13 protein-coding genes are annotated in these 17,906 nt (G+C 68.8%); 9 read left to right on the top strand and 4 right to left on the bottom strand.

Annotated features, from left to right (window positions below):
- Positions 1-84 precede the first annotated feature (84 nt).
- Complete coding sequence (locus tag ACT54L_RS09440; protein WP_476085327.1) at positions 85-1,548, top strand: glycosyltransferase family 4 protein; 1,464 nt, start codon at positions 85-87, stop codon at positions 1,546-1,548.
- A 147-nt stretch (positions 1,549-1,695) separates the two neighbouring features.
- Here the strand turns inward: ACT54L_RS09440 and ACT54L_RS09445 are convergent, their stop codons facing one another.
- Positions 1,696-3,744: a thioredoxin domain-containing protein gene (locus tag ACT54L_RS09445; protein ID WP_476085328.1), complete on the bottom strand. Its 2,049-nt coding sequence runs from the start codon at positions 3,742-3,744 to the stop codon at positions 1,696-1,698.
- Positions 3,745-3,789: 45 nt separating this feature from the next.
- Between ACT54L_RS09445 and mnmE the strand changes: the two genes are divergently transcribed.
- Together mnmE and ACT54L_RS09455 are read left to right on the top strand one after the other, a co-directional pair.
- Complete coding sequence (gene mnmE, locus ACT54L_RS09450; RefSeq protein WP_476085329.1) at positions 3,790-5,103, top strand: tRNA uridine-5-carboxymethylaminomethyl(34) synthesis GTPase MnmE; 1,314 nt, start codon at positions 3,790-3,792, stop codon at positions 5,101-5,103.
- 158 nt (positions 5,104-5,261) lie between these two features.
- Positions 5,262-6,350, top strand: coding sequence for an acyltransferase family protein (locus tag ACT54L_RS09455; protein ID WP_476085330.1), 1,089 nt, complete (start codon positions 5,262-5,264; stop codon positions 6,348-6,350).
- A gap of 229 nt (positions 6,351-6,579) precedes the next feature.
- On the opposite strand, the gene ACT54L_RS09460 is transcribed toward ACT54L_RS09455, so the two are convergent.
- The 3 genes from ACT54L_RS09460 to ACT54L_RS09470 all read right to left on the bottom strand — a co-directional run bounded on the left by ACT54L_RS09460 (position 6,580) and on the right by ACT54L_RS09470 (position 8,358).
- A complete protein-coding gene (locus tag ACT54L_RS09460; protein ID WP_476085331.1) occupies positions 6,580-7,671 on the bottom strand; it encodes an acyltransferase family protein in 1,092 nt (363 codons plus the stop codon).
- A 174-nt stretch (positions 7,672-7,845) separates the two neighbouring features.
- Positions 7,846-8,052, bottom strand: a complete 207-nt coding sequence (locus ACT54L_RS09465; RefSeq protein WP_476085332.1) for a hypothetical protein — start codon at positions 8,050-8,052, stop codon at positions 7,846-7,848.
- Positions 8,053-8,139: 87 nt separating this feature from the next.
- On the bottom strand, positions 8,140-8,358 hold the full coding sequence (locus ACT54L_RS09470; RefSeq protein ID WP_476085333.1) for a hypothetical protein: 219 nt from the start codon (positions 8,356-8,358) through the stop codon (positions 8,140-8,142).
- A 395-nt stretch (positions 8,359-8,753) separates the two neighbouring features.
- Here ACT54L_RS09470 and mnmG point away from each other — a divergent pair, with 395 nt between their 5' ends.
- From mnmG to mutS, 6 genes are all read left to right on the top strand, one after another.
- Positions 8,754-10,634 carry a tRNA uridine-5-carboxymethylaminomethyl(34) synthesis enzyme MnmG gene (gene mnmG / locus ACT54L_RS09475; protein WP_476085334.1) on the top strand — a complete coding sequence of 627 codons (1,881 nt, stop codon included), beginning with the start codon at positions 8,754-8,756 and terminating at the stop codon, positions 10,632-10,634.
- Between the two features lie 154 nt (positions 10,635-10,788).
- Positions 10,789-11,499: a 16S rRNA (guanine(527)-N(7))-methyltransferase RsmG gene (gene rsmG / locus ACT54L_RS09480; protein ID WP_476085335.1), complete on the top strand. Its 711-nt coding sequence runs from the start codon at positions 10,789-10,791 to the stop codon at positions 11,497-11,499.
- Positions 11,492-12,334, top strand: a complete 843-nt coding sequence (locus ACT54L_RS09485; RefSeq protein WP_476085336.1) for a ParA family protein — start codon at positions 11,492-11,494, stop codon at positions 12,332-12,334. Before rsmG ends, ACT54L_RS09485 begins: the two co-directional genes overlap by 8 nt.
- Positions 12,335-12,403: 69 nt before the next feature.
- Positions 12,404-13,270: a ParB/RepB/Spo0J family partition protein gene (locus tag ACT54L_RS09490; RefSeq protein WP_476085337.1), complete on the top strand. Its 867-nt coding sequence runs from the start codon at positions 12,404-12,406 to the stop codon at positions 13,268-13,270.
- Positions 13,271-13,377: 107 nt separating this feature from the next.
- Positions 13,378-15,006: an inorganic phosphate transporter gene (locus ACT54L_RS09495; RefSeq protein WP_476085338.1), complete on the top strand. Its 1,629-nt coding sequence runs from the start codon at positions 13,378-13,380 to the stop codon at positions 15,004-15,006.
- Between the two features lie 113 nt (positions 15,007-15,119).
- Positions 15,120-17,903, top strand: coding sequence for a DNA mismatch repair protein MutS (gene mutS / locus ACT54L_RS09500; protein ID WP_476085339.1), 2,784 nt, complete (start codon positions 15,120-15,122; stop codon positions 17,901-17,903).
- Positions 17,904-17,906: the final 3 nt, after the last annotated feature.

Raw genomic sequence — 17,906 nt, forward strand, 5'->3', positions numbered from 1 at the left:
GGGGGCCGGCGTGAATGCAGCGGGCGGGTGGCCTTATTGATCGAGAGAGACGTGCGATCGATGGATGCGTCGCCACTGCGAGCCGTGAGTGACGGGCCCGGGCCGACCATCCGGCGCATCATCGTGGATTGCTCCCACATCTCGCCCGACCCTACCCCCACCGGCATTCCCCGTGTCGTCCAGCAATATGTGACTCATGGGCGTGCGGTCGCGGCCGCCTCGGGGGTCGAGATTCTCGCCGTGGAAATGGCGCCCGACGGCGTCTTCCACGTGCGCAAGGAAGAGCCGAGCCAGGCGGTCCCGGTCCGGCAGGACATTCCCAAGCGGGCGAAGATTTTCCTGGAAGCGCTGCGCTACGTCTCGCGCGTGCTCAAGGAGGCGGCGGGCCTGCTGGCCGCGCTGGTGCCGGCCAAGCCGGTCAAGCGGCAGATGCAGCGCGTGGCCGCCTGGTGCGTGGACCTGGTGCCCAATGCCCGCAAGCGCTTCGAGCAGCAGCGGGAGCTGGGGGAAGCCGTGGTGCCCGGCGCCGGCGACGTGCTGTTCTGCCCGGGCTACTGGCACGAGATGGACATGGAGGTCTACGCCCAGGCCCGCGCCGCCGGCGCGGAAGTGGTGTTCCTGGTCCATGACATCCTGCCGGTGACGCTGCCGACCTTCTACGAATATCCCTGGCGGTGGGACTTTGCGAAGCGGCTCGCCCGCTCGTTCGACATCGTCAGCCACTATTATTGTATCTCCGCCTATACGCTGGCGGAGGTGAGCACCTTCGCCGCCTGGCACCGCAAGCGGATCGAAGGGTCCATCGCCTATAATGGCTTTGATCCCGCCCCGGTGCGCGTGGGCGCCAAGCCCGCCCATCTGGAGGGCCTGGCCGCCGAGCTCGCGGCCACCCAGCCCTGGCTGATGGTGGGAACCCTGGAGCCCAAGAAGGGCCATCGGGACGCGGTGGGCACCTTCGAGATGCTGTGGGATGCCGGCTATGAGCGCCCGCTGGTGGTGATCGGCCGGCGGGGCTGGATGAGCGACGAGCCGGTGGACGTGATTCGCGAATCCCGCTGGTATGGCCGCAAGCTGTTCTGGCTGGACGGCATCGATGATGCCGGGTTGGCCGCCTTCTATGACCGCAGCCATGCGCTGCTGTTCGGCTCGGTGGCGGAGGGGTTCGGCCTGCCGCTGCTGGAAGCGGCGTCCCACCAGATGGCGGTGCTGGCGCGCGACACGGCGGTGGCGCGGGAGATCCTCGGCGAGGCGGGTTTCTACTTCACCGACCGCATCGATCTGGCGGCTGGCATCGAGGCGCTGGAACTGCCCGGCCGCCGGGAGGCGGAGCGGGCGCGCAGCGCGGGGCTGAGCTGGTATCGCTGGGCCACGGTGGTGGAGCGGGTGACGCTGGACATTCTGCGCGGGGCGGGCCGGCGCGCGCAAGGCGCCGGCCTCCTGGCCGGAGCCGGGCTTGAGCGTGTGGGTCCCGAGCGGCCGGCGGCCGCGGCGGGGGCCGAGCGGGGTGCAACGGTCGAGACCGTGCGGGCGGCGGCATCGCGCATCTAAAAGTCGCGGTACAACCAAAACTCTCCAAAAAGTTGCTTCAATAGGAAGGTCGCCAGCGGCAAAAGCGCGGGCGGTCCGATCCATTCTTCATCCGAAGGCAAAAACCCGCCAGCGGCCATTTCTGGCCATCTGGCGGGCTATGGCTTTTCAGCGCCCGTTGGGACGGGCGGTTTTGATGCGCGCAGCGGCCATGGCGGCCGGCAGGGCCTCGGGGTCCAGCACGGGGAGGGAGCAGCGGCCCTCCGCGCATACGAAGGCCGCACCGGAGGCGGGGGCCGCCTCTGCCTGGGCCCGGGCAAGGCTGTTGGCGGGCGCGGCGGCGCCATCCGCCAGGCGCATCACCACCCGATCCAGGAAGGGCTGGCCGAGCGCGGCGCGGGCGAAATCATCCCGGGCCTCGCCCACGGCCACCACTTCCATCAGCCGCAGGCGCGTGTCGAGGGCATTGAGCAGCGCGCCATGGGCGAGCGGGTTCGCCGCCGCAGCGCCCGACAAGGCGATGAGGATGCGGTCCGCCCGCTCGCGCAAATCATCCGATCCCGTGAGCGCGGCCAGCCGCACCAGGGCATCGGCGGCCACCCCATTGTGGTTGGGCAGCGCCTCGTCATGGCTGGAGGAGGGGCGCAGGATGAGCCCCTCCGCATCATCGGCGGTGAGGAAATAGGTGCCGGTCGCGCTGTCCAGATGGTGCGCCTCCAGCGCCTCCAGCAAGGCCGTGGCGGTGGCCAGCGGCTCCGAACGGCCGGTGGCCTCATAGAGCGCGATGCCCGCCCGGGCCATGGCGGCAAGGTCCGTGGCAAGGCCGGGACCCACCAGCTTGCCCTCCCGCCAGGAATGGCCGAGCCGCAGCCCGCCATTGGCCCGGCCCATGAGGCGGCACACCGCATCGAAGGCGCGCTCGGCCATGGCGACCCAATCGGCCTCGCCCAGCAGCGCGCCGGCGCGGGCGAGCGCCGCGATCATCAGCCCGTTCCAGTCGGCCAGAACCTTGTCGTCGAGGCCCGGCCGCACGCGGCTTGCCCGCGCGGCCAGGAGCTTCTCGCGCATGGGGGCAAGGCGCGCCTCGTCCTCTGCTTCCACATCGCCCACGCGGGTGCGGTTGAGAATCGTGGTGCCTTCCCAATTGCCGCCCGGCGTCACGTCATAGAAGCCGGCGAAATAATCGGCATCCTCCTCGCCCAGCACCTGCCGGATCTCGTCCGCCGTCCAGACATAGAACTTGCCCTCGTGGCCCTCGCTGTCCGCATCCAGGGAGGCGGAGAAGGCGCCTTCCGCCGTGGTCATTTCCCGGCGCAGCCAACCCACCGTCTCGGTGGCGCGGGCGCGGAAGAGGGGGTCTCCGGTCTCCTGATAGGCCAGCGCCAGGAGCTCCAGGAGCTGGGCATTGTCGTAAAGCATCTTCTCGAAATGGGGGACGAGCCAGGCTTCATCCACCGCATAGCGGGCAAAGCCGCCGCCCAGATGATCGTAGATGCCGCCCTCGCACATGCGGTTGAGGGTGAAGGCGGCCACCGCCTTCAGGCGCTCTGTGCCGGTGCGATCACCCGCCCGCCACAGCAATTCCATGAGCCCGCACTGGGGGAATTTGGGTGCGCCCCGCAGGCCGCCATGGGTGCGGTCGAACAGGTCCGCGATCTGGCCGGCGGCCTTGTCCAGGTCCTTCAGGCCGATGGTCACCGCCTCCTTCGGGCGGGCGGAGGCCTCCAGCCGGCCGAGGATGGCGTCGCGATTGTGCTGCACCTTGTCCGGGCTTTCGGCATAGACCTGGGCCACCTGGGTGAGCACATCGGTGAAGCCGGGTCGGCCATATTTGGCGGTCTTGGGGAAATAGGTGCCGCCCCAGAAGGGGGCGCCTTCGCCGTCCAGGAACATGGTCAGCGGCCAGCCGCCCTGTTCGCCGAGCTGGTGGAGCGCGGACATATAGATCTGGTCCACGTCCGGGCGCTCTTCCCGATCCACCTTGATGTTCACGAACAGGCGGTTCATCACCGCCGCGACGCCCTCGTCCTCGAAGCTCTCATGGGCCATCACATGGCACCAGTGGCAGGCGGCATAGCCCACCGACAGCAGGACCGGCTTGCCGGTGCGCCGGGCTTCGGCGAATGCCTCCGGCCCCCAGGCCCACCAGTGGACGGGATTGTCCTTGTGTTGGAGAAGATAGGGGCTGGTTTCGGCGGCCAGGCGGTTTTCGCTCATGGTCGGCTCCGGGGTTGGCCGGCGCTGCGGCCGGAAGGAGAACATATGTCACGGTCATCGGACACCATCTTCGCCCTGTCCAGCGGTCGTTTGCCGAGCGGGGTGGCGGTGGTGCGGGTCAGCGGGCCGGCGGCCCTGTCCGCCGCTCAGGCGCTGCTGGGAACCGTGCCCCCGCCGCGCATGGCCCGCTATGGCGTGCTGCGCGATCCCGCCGACGGGAGCGTGCTGGACCGGGGGCTGGTGCTGGTGTTTCCCGGCCCCGCCAGCGCCACCGGGGAGGACACGGCGGAATTCCATCTGCATGGCGGACGGGCGGTGGTGGCCCGCATTCTGGAAACCCTCGGGCGGCTCGACGGGTTCCGCCCCGCCGACGCCGGGGAGTTCACCCGCCGCGCCCATGCCAATGGCAAGATGGATCTGGCGGAGGCCGAGGGCCTCGCCGACCTCATCGCCGCCGAGACGGAGGCCCAGCGCCGGCAGGCGCTCGCCCAGGCGGGCGGCCTGCTTTCCCGCGCAGTGGAGGGCTGGCGGGGTCGGCTCATCCGGGCGCTGGCGCTGGTGGAGGCGAGCGTCGATTTCACCGACGAGGGCGACGTGCCGGAGGATCTGGCCGGCCCAGCCGTGCGCGAGGCGGCCGCGCTGCGGGCGGAACTGGCCGCCGCCCTGGCCGATGCGGGGCGGGGGGAGCGGGTGCGGGATGGGCTGGTGGTGGCCATTGCCGGGCCGCCCAATGCGGGCAAGTCGACGCTTCTCAATCGTCTTGCGGGGCGGGAGGCGGCCATCGTCTCGCCCATTCCCGGCACCACGCGTGATGCCATCGAGGTGCATCTGGACTTGGCCGGGCAAGCGGTGACCCTGGTGGACACGGCCGGCATTCGCGAGACCGGGGATGCGGTGGAGGCGGAAGGGGTGCGCCGCGCCCGGGCCCGGGCGGGCAGCGCCGATCTGGTGCTGTGGCTCTCGCCGGACGATGCCCCGCCGCCCAAGGATCTTGCGGACGCGTTGCGGGTGCGCACCAAGGCGGACCTTGGGGGCGTGGGGGAGGGCGGGGCGGACATCGCGGTTTCCGCCGCCACGGGCGAGGGGATCGACGCGCTGATCGCCCGCATCGGCGAGCGCGCCGCCAGCCTCGCGGGGGGCGAGCCGGCACTCCTGGTGCGCGCCCGGCAGACGGCCGGCGTGCGCGCGGCGCTGGACCACCTGGACCGCGCGCTGCTGTGGGGCGGGCAGGGGGCGTCCGAGGAGATCCTGGCCGAGGAGCTGCGCCTTGCCGCCCGCGCGCTCGACGCGGTGGTGGGTCGGGTGGATGTGGAGGATGTGTTGGACGCCCTGTTCCGCACCTTCTGCATCGGCAAGTGAGGGGGTGATGTTTCACGTGAAACATCCCGGCGCGGGGTCCGCGTCGTGTTTCACGTGAAACACTCGCCGCCGCCAACGTGAGACATTCATTGCCCAACGTTGATTTCTGTTTCTGACGTGTTTCGGGCTAAGCTCCTCCCCGGTGTGGGAAGAGTGACATGATGAAGGATTATGGAGAGACCCGTTTCATCACGGGTCTTAGGGCCATTGCGGCCCTGGCCGTGGTGCTGCTCCATGGGGGCGGTGCCGGGCTGAAAGAGATGGGGCCGGCGGGGGCGGCGCTGGTGGAGATGGCGGGGCGCGGGGGCGTCTATGTCTTCTTCGTCATTTCCGGCTTCAGCGTCAGCGCCTCCTATCTGAAGGCGCCCTCTTATGGCGATTATCTGGCCCGGCGCTTCTGGCGCATCGCGCCGCTCTATTATGCCTGGATCGCCATTGTCGCGGCCGGGCTGCTGCCGCCCTCGGGCTGGGCCGCGGTGTTCCACGCGCCGGCCACTCTCTACAATGTGCTGATGCATGCGAGCTTCCTGAGCTTCCTGGATTATCGCATCGCCAATTCGCTCATCGAGGCGGAATGGTCCCTGCCCATTGAGATGGCCTATTATCTCATCCTGCCCTTCGTGCTCGTCTGGGCGCGGACGCTGGTGCGGGCGGCGCTGGTGGTGGCGGCGGGGTTCGCCATTTACCGGCTGGGCCTCTCACATTTGAACTGGCTGCCGGTGCCGCGCGATTATGCGGGTCTCGCCTTCATCTGGAGCCCCATCCCCTATGCCTTCTGCTTCGCCTTGGGCCTTGCCGCCTTTCGCGTGCGGGAACGCATGCGTGCGCCGGGCTGGGCGGGGGATGCGGCGCTGCTCGGCGGGCTGGCGGCCATGGTGGGGGTTGCCTTCATTCCCGGCGTCCAGGTGGGCGCACTGAAGGCGGAATTCCTGGCCTATTCGCTGGCGGCCTTCGCCATGGTGGCGCTGGGCAGCCGCCGGGCGCGCCTCATGAACGCGGTGTTGGGAAACCCCGTGGCGCAATATCTGGGGCTCATCAGCTTCTCCATCTATCTCGGCCATCCCGCCGTGATTGGGGTGCTGGGTGAAGCCGGGCTTTTGCCGGCGGCGGCCTTGCCCAAGGCAGCGGTGATTGGTCTTGCCACCGTGGCGCTGGCGAGCCTGACCTACGTCCTGGTGGAACAGCCCGGCCAGCGTCTGGGCTGGCGACTCACCTGGCGCCGACCGCGGGTGCAGCCGGCCGAGTAGGGCAGGGCAGAGAGAAAACGAAAGAGGGCCGGCATGACCGGCCCTTTTTCATGCCCGCGTCCCTTCGGCATGTTTCACGTGAAACATTGCCACGCCCCCTGTCGGAGGAAACGGCATGGGGCGGCCTGGCGCCTTGGCGGTGCGGAAAGATGGGGCGGACCGGGCGCTCCCCGCTGCCGGTGCCGCAAAGGACGTTCGGCGCGCACGAGGGGACGGACGGGTGCCGGAGCTATGGCCGTCCGGAGTCCGCCACATCCTGGCCCGCCGGCCAGATCCGCGACGCCGTCCGCCCGCGCCGCAGGATCGGAGCCTCCAGCACGTGCCAGGAGAGGGCGGCCACCATCACCGTCGCAACCAGTCCCGCCAGGCGGGCCAGCACCGAGGGGGTCCCGCCTTCCCATTGGACGACGAAGTACAGCAGAGGCAGGTGATAGACATATAGGCCATAGCTGATCCGGCCCAGACCGACCAACGGGCGCTCGCCCCAGACGGGTGGAGCGGTCCGGGCGTGGACGGCGCGGGCCAGCATCCAGGCGAGGAAGAGGGCCGCCACCGTCGGCAGAATGGAGACGCCCACGGCCTGAAGAGGACCCATGGGCACACCCGACAGGAAACAGAATGCCATTGCGGCCGAGGCCGAGAGTGGAAGCAGACAACGAAGCCGCGCTTCAACCTGACCCGAACCCGCCTTGCGTAGCCAGAAACTGAGCAGGCCGCCCATGGCGAGGAGATCGAAATTGGCGAGGGGTGAGACGAGATACACGGGATAAAGCGCGGGATCGAAGCCCCAAAAGCGGTAGGCCACCCCCACAAGCACCGCCCCGGCGGCCGCAGCGAGTGTGGCCGACCGTCCCAGACCCACCACCAGCAAGGGCCAGAGCAGGTAGAACTGCTCCTCGACGGCCAGGGTCCAGAAATGTCCCGCATATTCTTGGAACTGGCCCGTCTGCAGCATCTGGATGTTGTTGAGGTAGACCGCGCTCCAGGGAAGGGATTGGCGAAATCCGGGTATGGCCAGCGCGATGCCAATCGCGAGCATCAGATAATAGATGGGGAAGATGCGGCGCGCCCGTCGCGCATAAAAGCCCGCCAGCCGCGCGCGCATGGATCCTGTGCGCCGCTCCAGGCTCTCGGTGATGAGGAAGCCGGAGAGCACGAAAAAGAAATAAACACCCAGTCCGCCCGGATAGAAGACCATCGCTGCGGGGGCGAGCGGGGCGAAAAAGTGCTCCCAAATCACCAGAAGGGCGGCGATGGCCCGGAAGGCGTCGAGCCGGGGAATATGGGAGCTGACGCACACGCGCTCCGGGGCAACGGACATAGGCTCTGATCTTCCCGCCGGCCGACGGCACGTGTGAACCCGGCGGGCGAGTGTCTCCCAAGTCGCCCCGCGTCGCCAGAGGGATTGGAACTCTGGCGCGGGACCTTATGTGCACCGGCGCTCGTCAAGCCGGCGGAGCCTCGGGGGGCGTCCGTGGCGCGGTGGCGGGCGATGTCAGAACAAGTTGCTGAACCAGGTCTTGATGCTCTGCCATCTCTGTTCGCGCTCGTCCGCCGCCTTCTGAGCTTGGTCGGCGGTCCAACCCCAAATGGCCTTGCCGGCGACCACACTTTCCTGCTGCTCCGGCGAGAGGGGCGTCGCGTCGGGTGTCGTGTTGGGTGCCCCGGGGAGGGGAGGGCGGGCCTGTTCAGGTTCGGTCATGGCTGTTTCCTTCAGAACAAGGGGGCGATTGGGATCGTGTGTCCGGCACTGGGGAGGGCTCAGCTGAAGAGCCCACTCATGAGGCGGCTACTTCTTCTTCCCGTGGTCCGCGTCCCACCCGTTCAGGCGCATGATGGTGGCGCGCTGGGCCTCGGGAAAAACCTTCGGGTTGATGGGAAAGCCACCGGCCACGTCCGCACCTTCCTCGGTGGTGAGGGGGCGGGCGTCAGAGGCAACTTCGGTCTGTGCCTGCGCGTGGGGCGCGCCCTGCGCGGAGAGGGCCTTGGGATCGGGATCGGTGGTCATGGTCGCCGTCTCCAACTGCGGGCGCCGGTCCGGGGCGCCTCATCGAATGGCCGGTCTTGTCGCGCCAGAATGCGGCAGCTTCCCAACGCTCTCAAGACAAAAACGTGGAGAAGGCAAGATGTCTTCTTTCGGAGACTTACGGTTTCGCCAAAATGAAGGAAGAGGAGGTGGGAGCGTTGGAGAAGGGGAGAGGGATGGACTGCACTTATCTTACTCACGACCTATGTTTGTTATGAAATCTTTCAACTGAGCGGGGTTCCTATCGCTCCCGTCACCCGCGGTGGGATTGCCGCCTTGACCGCGCCGCGAAACTGGCGTTCCTCCTCCCCCATGCGATGAAAAGCCATACGCCCCAAGGGGCGGCGCGTGGCGGATGGTGGAAGGGACGGCGCTCCATGGGAGCTGCGATGATGTTCGACGTGATGGTGGTGGGCGGCGGCCATGCGGGGTGCGAGGCAGCGGCGGCGGCTGCGCGGCTCGGCGCGCGCACGGCGCTCGTCACCCATTCCGCCGCCACCATCGGCGCCATGTCCTGCAATCCGGCCATTGGCGGCCTCGGCAAGGGGCATCTGGTGCGCGAGGTGGATGCCCTCGACGGCCTCATGGGCCGGGTGGCGGACCAGGGCGGCATCCAGTTCCGTCTTCTGAACCGCCGGAAGGGCCCGGCCGTGCGCGGCCCCCGCGCCCAGGCGGATCGTAAGCTCTATGCCCGCGCCATGCAGGCGGCATTGGCCGAGGAGACCAACCTCACCATCCTGGAAGGGGAGGCGGACGACCTCATCGTCAGCGAGGGGCGCGTCACCGGGCTCATCCTGGCGGATGGGCGCAGCTATTCATGCGGCGCGGTGGTGCTGACCACCGGCACTTTCCTCAATGGCCTCATCCATATGGGCGAGGTGCAGATCCCCGCCGGCCGCATCGGCGAGAAGCCGGCGCTGGGCCTCTCCCGCGCGCTCGCGCGGCTGGGCCTCTCCCTTGGTCGGCTGAAGACCGGGACGCCGCCCCGTCTCGATGGCACGTCCATCGACTGGGCGAGCCTGGAGATGCAGCCGGGGGATGAGGACCCCGAGCCCTTCTCCGCCCTCACCACTTATCTGCCCAATCCCCAGGTGGAATGCGGCATCACCCGCACCACCACCGCCACCCATGATGTGATCCGCGCCAACCTCTCCCGCTCGGCCATGTATTCCGGCCGCATCGAGAGCACCGGGCCGCGCTATTGCCCGTCCATCGAGGACAAGGTGGTGCGCTTCGGCGATCGGGACGGCCACCAGATCTTCCTGGAGCCGGAGGGGCTGGACGACGACACCATCTATCCCAACGGCATGTCCACCTCCCTGCCGGAGGAAGTGCAGCATCTGTTCCTCGCCACCATTCCGGGCCTGGAAAAGGTGCGGGTGAAGCGGCCGGGCTATGCCATCGAATATGACCATGTGGACCCGCGCGAGCTTGCCGCCACCCTGGAGGTGAAGCGCGCGCCCGGCCTGTTCCTCGCCGGCCAGATCAACGGCACGACCGGCTATGAGGAAGCCGCCGCCCAGGGACTCATCGCCGGCCTCAACGCCGCCCGCCGCGCCGGGGGCGGGGAGGGGATCGTGATCGATCGAGCGGAGGGCTATCTGGGCGTGATGGTGGACGATCTCGTCACCCGCGGCGTCACCGAGCCCTATCGCATGTTCACCTCGCGGGCCGAATATCGCCTGACGCTGCGCGCTGATAATGCGGACCAGCGCCTGACCCCGCGCGGCCTCGCGCTGGGTCTCGTGGGCGAAAAGCGCCGCGCCGTGTTCGCGGCCCGCATGGCGGCGCTGGAGGCAGCGCGGGCGCAGGCCCTGTCCTTGTCGCTCACCCCCAACGAGGCGGCGGGCCATGGCCTCGTCCTCAACAAGGACGGCCAGCGGCGCACGGCCTTCGACCTGCTGGCCTATCCCGACACGGACCTTGAGCGCCTGGCCCGCATCTGGCCGGAACTGTCCGCCATCCCCGCACCCATCGCCGCGCAATTGGAGACGGACGCCAAATATGCGGTTTATCTGGATCGGCAGGCGGCGGACATCGCCACGCTCCGCCGGGACGAGAGCCTGATCCTGCCGGACGACTTGACCTATGGCGACCTGCCGGGCCTCTCCAATGAGCTGAAGCAGAAGCTCGCCCGCGTCCGTCCCCGCACGGTGGGGCAGGCGGGCCGCATGGAGGGCATGACGCCGGCGGCGCTGGCTCTGCTCGTCACCTATGCCCGCCGGCAGGGGGCGGCGGCGCGGGCGGTGGAGGGGTAGGACCGCTTCGCGAAGCCTCTTTTGTGAATCCTGGGGACGGTAACCGTTAGCTGGCCTCCAGGCCCCGGCGCGGAGGAACAGAAGGGAACAAGGGGCTGGAGGGTCGATCTTTAAGCCGTGATCTGCGATCCTCCGGGCCAGTTCGGAGCATGTCATGGCGGCCAAAGAGCGGGTTTTGAGCGGGCGGGACGAGGTGGCGGGGAACGTTTCACGTGAAACATTGGCCCGGCTCGACATCCTCGCGGACCTGCTAACCAAATGGCAGAAAACGATAAATCTGGTCGCGCCCGCCACGGTCCCCGACCTGTGGCGCCGCCACATCGCCGATTCGCTCCAGCTGGTTTTTCTTGTTCCGTCCTCCGTTTCCGCCTGGACCGACCTGGGCTCGGGAGGCGGATTCCCCGGCCTTGTGGTCGCAGCGGTGCTGGCCGAGCGGGACAATGCCCATGTGGAGCTGGTGGAGAGCGACACCCGCAAGGCGGCCTTCCTGCGGGAAGCCAGCCGCCAGGCGGACCTGCCCGTCACCGTCCATCCGCAACGAATAGAGAAGGTGGCGCAGGCGCTTGCGCCCGGCTGCCAGGTGGTTTCCGCCCGCGCGCTCGCCCCATTGCCGAAGCTCCTGGAGTTGTCCGAACCCTTTTTTGCCGCCGGAGCGGTGGGCCTCTTTCCCAAGGGGCGGGATTGGGAGCGTGAATTGACCGAGGCGCGCAAAGACTGGACACTCGACTTCGAGCTCCAGCCGAGCCGGGTCGAGTCCGAGGGACGCATCCTCCTGGTCCGGCATTTGGAGAAAGCGGCCTCTACGCCCCCATCCGCCATTTCGGCCGCCGGGGCGGCATCACGCGGAAACGCGCCACATGACTGACCATCCTTCCACCGCCCCCATCACCGGAGGCGTCACGCCGCGCATTCTCGCCCTCGCCAACCAGAAGGGCGGGGTGGGTAAGACCACAACGGCCATCAATCTGGGCACCGCGCTCGCCGCCATCGGCGAGACCGTGCTGGTGGTGGACCTGGACCCCCAGGGCAATGCGTCCACGGGCCTTGGCATCGAGCGCTCGCGCCGGCGCCTGTCCACCTATGACGTGCTGTGCGGCGAGGCCACGCTGCGCGAGACGGTGCAGGAGACGGGGGTGCCCAATCTTTATGTGGCGCCCTCGACCCTGGACCTGTCCGGCCTCGAACTGGAGATCGCCAGCGAGCGCGACCGCGCCTTCCGCCTGCGCAATGCCTTGACGGCGCTGGCCGGCAATGGGGAGGGCCCGCGCTTTTCCTATGTGCTGATCGACTGCCCGCCGTCCCTGTCGCTCATCACGGTGAACGCCATGGCGGCGGCCCATGCCATATTGGTGCCGCTCCAGTGCGAGTTCTTCGCCCTGGAGGGCCTGTCCCAATTGCTGAAGACGGTGGAGCAGGTGCGCGGCGCGCTCAACCCGGAACTGACCATCCACGGCATCGTGCTGACCATGTATGATGCCCGCAACAACCTGTCCGACCAGGTGATGCAGGATGTCCGGCAATTCATGGGCGACAAGGTCTACCAGACGGTGATCCCGCGCAATGTGCGGGTCTCGGAGGCGCCGTCCTATGGCAAGCCGGTGCTGCTCTATGACCTGAAATGCGCGGGCTCGCAGGCCTATCTGCGGCTTGCCTCGGAAGTGATCCAGCGCGAGCGCGCGGCGCGGGCGGTGGCGGCCTGAGGCCGCCTCGCCCTTTGACTTGAACGGGATGGCGGCGGTTTCGGCCGCGGCAGGAGAGGGACCCTTAACATGGCGGAAGAAGGCCGCTCGCGGCTCGGGCGGGGATTGGCGGCGCTGATCGGCGACATGGGCGGCGACGATGCCCGTCCCGCCCCGGTGCAGAAGGGCGCCGGCGTGCGCAAGGTGCCGATCGAGTTCGTCCGCCCCAGCCCGCGCAATCCGCGCCGGACCTTCCTGGAGGAGGGGCTGGAGGATCTGACCGCCTCGGTGAAGGAAAAGGGCATCATCCAGCCCATCGTGGTCCGCACCGTCGGCCCCAACGCCTTCGAGATCGTCGCCGGCGAGCGCCGCTGGCGCGCCGCCCAGCGGGCCGCGCTCCACGAAGTGCCCGTGGTGGTGGTGGAGCTGAACGACCGGGAGGCGCTGGAAGTCGCCATCATCGAGAATGTCCAGCGTTCCGACCTCAATCCGCTGGAAGAGGCCCAGGGCTACGAGGCCCTGATGGCCGAGTTTTCCTATACCCAGCAGGACCTCTCCAAGGTCATCGGCAAGAGCCGCAGCCACATCGCCAACACGCTGCGCCTCATGAAGCTGCCCGAGCAGGTGAAGACCTATGTGGCGGACGGACGCCTGACCGCCGGCCATGCCCGCGCGCTGCTCGCCCATGACGACCCCGCCCGGATCGCCCGCGAGGTGGTGGAGAAGGGGCTCAATGTCCGCGACGTGGAGGCCCTCGCCAAGGTGAAGACCGCCGTGGCCAGCCCCGCCCGTCCCGCCGAGAAGGATGCCGACACCCGCGCCGTGGAGCGCCGCATCGCCGAGGCCCTGGGGCTGAAGGTGCAGCTCCAGACCAAGGGGGAGGGGGGCGAATTGCGCATCCGCTACACCGATCTCGACCAGCTGGATCTTCTGTGCCGCAAGCTTGGCGCGGGGTGACGTCCATGTAACAATTTTCCCGCGACACCGAACGTCATCGCGGCGTCACTGCCGTGCGCGATGGATGCGCCACCAGTTTTGGTGGCTTGGTGCCGAGGGGGAACCGCGTGGCGCATACAGCAACCCATGGGACGGAGCGAAAGTCCCACGCGCATGTCTCGCAGTCCGGCGCGCGGTTCGAGCGGGACAAGAGCCTGCGGGAAGTCTTCATCTTCTTTGCGGTGCTGCTGGGCGGACTTGCCTATGTGGGCTGGTCCATCTGGTCGGACATGCAGCGCGCGGACGTGGGGCCGCTGACCTTCGCGCCCTTCCTGCTGCTCTTCGTGGCCCTCTTGATCGCGCTCGCCTTCGAGTTCGTGAACGGCTTCCACGACACCGCCAATGCGGTGGCCACCGTCATCTACACCAACACCTTGCCTGCCCATTTCGCCGTGGTCTGGTCGGGCTGCTGGAACTTCATCGGCGTCCTCGTCTCCTCCGGCGCGGTGGCCTTTGGCATCATCTCCCTGCTGCCGGTGGAACTGATCCTCAACGTGGGGTCGGGCGCGGGCATGTCCATGGTGTTCGCCCTTCTGGTGGCGGCCATCCTGTGGAACCTCGGCACCTGGTATCTGGGCCTGCCGGCCTCGTCCTCCCACACCCTGATCGGCTCCATCATCGGCGTCGGCCTCGCCAACCAGCTTCTGAAGGGCGCCGACGGCACCGCCGGCGTGGATTGGGGGCAGGCGGCCAATGTGGGCTATTCCCTGCTGCTCTCCCCGGTGGTGGGCTTCGTGGCCGCCGGCCTCCTGCTGGTGACCATGAAGGTCCTCATCAAGAACCCCTCGCTCTATCACGAGCCGAAGGAAAACAAGGCGCCGCCGTGGTGGATCCGCGGTCTCCTGGTGCTCACCTGCACCGGCGTGTCCTTCGCCCACGGTTCCAATGACGGCCAGAAGGGCATGGGTCTCATCATGCTGATCCTGATCGGCATCGTGCCCACCGCCTATGCGCTGAACCGCGCGGTGGACCCTGAGGATGTGGCGCAGTTCCGCGCCCTGGCGCAGGTGACCCAGACTTCGCTCCTGGCGGCCCAGCCCGTCACCACGCCGGTCCCGGATCCCCGGGAGAGCCTGACGGCCTTCGTGCGCGACCATAAGGTGCGGCCGGACACCGTTCCGGCCCTGGCGGCGGTGGCCGGCGAGATCGCCGATCTGGTGGCGACCCACAATTCGCTGTCCCAGGTGCCGGCGGCGGCCGTGCCGAACATGCGCAACGACATGTATCTGGCGTCCGAGACCATCGCCATCATGCAGCGCATCCAGGCCCCCACCTTCGATGCGCAGACCCGGCAGAACCTGATTGCCTTCAAGCACTCGCTGGACGAGGCCACGAAATTCATCCCGCTGTGGGTGAAGGTGGCCGTGGCCATCGCGCTGGGCCTTGGCACCATGGTGGGCTGGAAGCGCATCGTGGTGACGGTGGGCGAGAAGATCGGCAAGTCCCATCTCACCTACGCCCAGGGCGGCGCGGCGGAGCTGGTGGCCATGGGCACCATCCTGGCCGCCGACCATTACGGCCTGCCGGTGTCCACCACCCACGTTCTGTCCTCGGGCATTGCCGGCACCATGGCGGCCAACCACACCGGCCTGCAATGGTCGACCGTGCGCAACCTTGCCATGGCCTGGGTGCTCACCTTGCCGGCGGCCATCGTGCTGGCGGGCGGCATCTATGTCCTGCTGCGGCAGGTGTTCTGACGGGATCGGTTTGACGGGAGTGTGAGCCCGCTCGCGGGGTGCGGGCGCACTTTCCTGTCGAACACGGGGCGGGCGGCGCTGACATGGCGCTCCCGCCCCGCTAGCTTTCGGCCATGATCCCACAGGCCGCCGACCTCACCGACGCCCCGGGCGCCACCCCGGACGAAGCCCCTCCCGCTGCCGGCGCCCCCGCGCCCGCCCGCGCCGGGGAGGAGGGCCGCGTGACGCCGGTCATGGCCCAATATATCGAGATCAAGGCGGCCAACCCGGACTGCCTGCTCTTCTACCGGATGGGCGACTTTTACGAGCTGTTCTTCGAGGATGCCGAGAAGGCGTCCCAGGCGCTCGGCATCGTGCTCACCAAGCGCGGCAAGCATATGGGGGAGGACATCCCCATGTGCGGCGTGCCCATCTCCCGCTCCGACGAATATCTCCACAAGCTCATCGCCCTGGGCTTCCGCGTGGCGGTGTGCGAGCAGCTGGAAGATCCCGCCGAGGCGCGAAAGCGCGGCGCCAAGGCGGTGGTGCGGCGCGACGTGACGCGCCTTGTCACCCCCGGCACCCTCACCGAGGACGCGCTGCTGGACGCCAAGCGGGAGAATGTCCTCCTGGCGGTCGCCCGCACCCGCGCCGGTGGCGAGGACGAGCATGCCTATGGCCTCGCCTTCACCGACGTGTCCACCGGCAGCTTCCGCGTGGCGGCGAGCCGCAAGGACCAACTGGCCGCCGACATCGCCCGCATCGATCCGGCCGAGGTCCTGGTTTCCGACGCCCTGTTCGAGGATGGCGAGCTGCGCGAGCTGTGGCGGGAATTGCCGGCGGTCACCCCGCTCCCCCGCCAGAGCTTCGAGGGGGCAGGGGCCGAGCATCGCCTCGCCGCCTTCTTCGCGGTCAAGACGCTGGAGGCCTTCGGCACCTTCACCCGCGCCGAACTCATCGCCGCGGCCGCCATCGTCGCCTATGTGGAGCGCACCCAGCTGGGCGCCCGCCCGGCGCTCGCTCCGCCCAGTCGCGAGGCCGATGGCGGGTCCATGCTCATCGATGCTGGCACCCGCACCAATCTGGAATTGACCCGCACCACCTCCGGCGAACGGCGCGGCTCGCTGCTGGCGGCGGTCGACCGCACGGTGACGGCGGCCGGGGCGCGCCTCCTGGCGCGGCGCATCGGCGAGCCCCTCACCGACCTTGCCGCCATCCGCGCCCGCCACGATGCGGTGGAAGCCCTGGCGGAGGACACCAGCCTCACCGCCGCCCTGCGCCAGCGCCTCGCCCGCGCGCCCGATCTTGCCCGCGCCTTGTCCCGCCTCTCCCTGGGCCGTGGCAGCCCGCGGGACCTGGCTGCCATCGGCCAGGGCCTGGAGGAGGGCTTTGCGCTCGCCGCCGCCTTCCCGCCGGACGCGCCTGCCGATTTGCGCGCTTGCGCCGCCCGCCTCGCCAAGGGGGATTCGGGCCTGGCCGGCGAGCTGGCCAGCGCCATCGTGGACGAGCCCCCGCCCAACCGACGCGACGGCGGCTTCATCCGGCCGGGCTACGACATCGACCTCGACCAGAACCGCGCGCTCCGCGACGAGAGCCGGCGCGTGGTGGCGGCGCTGGAGAAGCGCTATTGCGAGGAGACCGGGGTCCGCTCCCTGAAGATCCGGCACAATGCGGTGCTGGGCTATTTCGTCGAGGTGACCGCCCAGAATGCCGACCGGCTGCGGGAGGACCCCTTCGCCGGCACCTTCGTTCACCGCCAGACGCTGGCGGGGGCGGTGCGCTTCACTTCCGTGGAGTTGGGCGAACTGGAAAGCCGCATCGCGAGCGCGGGCGAGCGGGCGCTGGCGCAGGAGCAGCAGATCTTCGACCGCCTCGCCGCTGCCGTGGTGGAGCAGACCGATGGCATCCGCGCCGCCGCCGAGGCGCTGGCCGAACTGGACGTGATCGCGGGCCTCGCCAAGCTCGCCGTCGACGAGCGCTATGTGCGCCCGCACATGAGCGAGGCCGTGGACTTCCTGGTGGAAGGCGGCCGTCATCCGGTGGTGGAGCAGGCGCTCTCCCGCTCGGGTGGGCCTTTCGTCGCCAATGATTGCGACCTCTCGCCCCCGGTGGAAGGTGACGCACGCGGCCGCATCATGCTGGTGACCGGTCCCAACATGGCCGGCAAGTCCACCTTCCTGCGCCAGAACGCCCTGATTGCCGTGCTCGCCCAGGCCGGCGCCTTCGTGCCCGCCCGCGCGGCCCGCCTCGGCATTGTCGACCGCCTCTTCTCCCGCGTGGGCGCGGCGGATGACCTGGCGCGGGGCCGGTCCACCTTCATGGTGGAGATGGTCGAGACGGCGGCCATCCTGAACCAGGCGACGCCCCGCTCTTTGGTGATCCTGGACGAGATCGGACGGGGCACCGCCACCTTCGACGGCATGTCCATCGCCTGGGCCAGCCTGGAGCATCTGCACGAGGTCAATGGCTGCCGGGCCTTGTTCGCCACCCATTTCCACGAGCTGACCGCGCTCTCCCAGCGCTGCCGGCGCCTCGCCAATGCCACCGTGAAGGTGACGGAATGGCAGGGCGACGTGGTGTTTCTGCACGAGGTGGTGCCGGGCGCGGCGGACCGATCCTATGGCATCCAGGTGGCCAAGCTCGCCGGTCTGCCGCCGGCGGTGATTGCCCGCGCAAAATCGGTGCTGGCGGAGCTGGAGGCGGCGGACCGGGCCTCGCCCGCCCAGAAGCTGGTGGACGAATTGCCCTTGTTCGCCGCGGCGCGGCGGCCGGTTTCTGTGGTCCCGGCGGCGCCGATGGCCGGGGATGATGCGGTGGCTGAAGCGCTGGACGCCATTGATCCCGATGGTCTGACCCCCCGCGAGGCCCTGGAGGCGCTTTATCGTCTCAAGGCGCTGCGGCGCCAGGGTGGCGATTGAGGA

The organism is Aquabacter sp. DMC10, from assembly GCF_056314145.1.

What these genes read in the sequence shown, in the direction of transcription:
- ACT54L_RS09445 (WP_476085328.1), bottom strand. Translation starts at nt 3,744, where the DNA reads ATGAGCGAAAACCGCCTGGCCGCCGAAACCAGCCCCTATCTTCTCCAA.
- mnmE (WP_476085329.1), top strand. Translation starts at nt 3,790, where the DNA reads ATGTCACGGTCATCGGACACCATCTTCGCCCTGTCCAGCGGTCGTTTG.
- ACT54L_RS09455 (WP_476085330.1), top strand. Translation starts at nt 5,262, where the DNA reads ATGATGAAGGATTATGGAGAGACCCGTTTCATCACGGGTCTTAGGGCC.
- ACT54L_RS09460 (WP_476085331.1), bottom strand. Translation starts at nt 7,671, where the DNA reads ATGTCCGTTGCCCCGGAGCGCGTGTGCGTCAGCTCCCATATTCCCCGG.
- ACT54L_RS09465 (WP_476085332.1), bottom strand. Translation starts at nt 8,052, where the DNA reads ATGACCGAACCTGAACAGGCCCGCCCTCCCCTCCCCGGGGCACCCAAC.
- ACT54L_RS09470 (WP_476085333.1), bottom strand. Translation starts at nt 8,358, where the DNA reads ATGACCACCGATCCCGATCCCAAGGCCCTCTCCGCGCAGGGCGCGCCC.
- mnmG (WP_476085334.1), top strand. Translation starts at nt 8,754, where the DNA reads ATGGGAGCTGCGATGATGTTCGACGTGATGGTGGTGGGCGGCGGCCAT.
- rsmG (WP_476085335.1), top strand. Translation starts at nt 10,789, where the DNA reads ATGGCGGCCAAAGAGCGGGTTTTGAGCGGGCGGGACGAGGTGGCGGGG.
- ACT54L_RS09485 (WP_476085336.1), top strand. Translation starts at nt 11,492, where the DNA reads ATGACTGACCATCCTTCCACCGCCCCCATCACCGGAGGCGTCACGCCG.
- ACT54L_RS09490 (WP_476085337.1), top strand. Translation starts at nt 12,404, where the DNA reads ATGGCGGAAGAAGGCCGCTCGCGGCTCGGGCGGGGATTGGCGGCGCTG.
- mutS (WP_476085339.1), top strand. Translation starts at nt 15,120, where the DNA reads ATGATCCCACAGGCCGCCGACCTCACCGACGCCCCGGGCGCCACCCCG.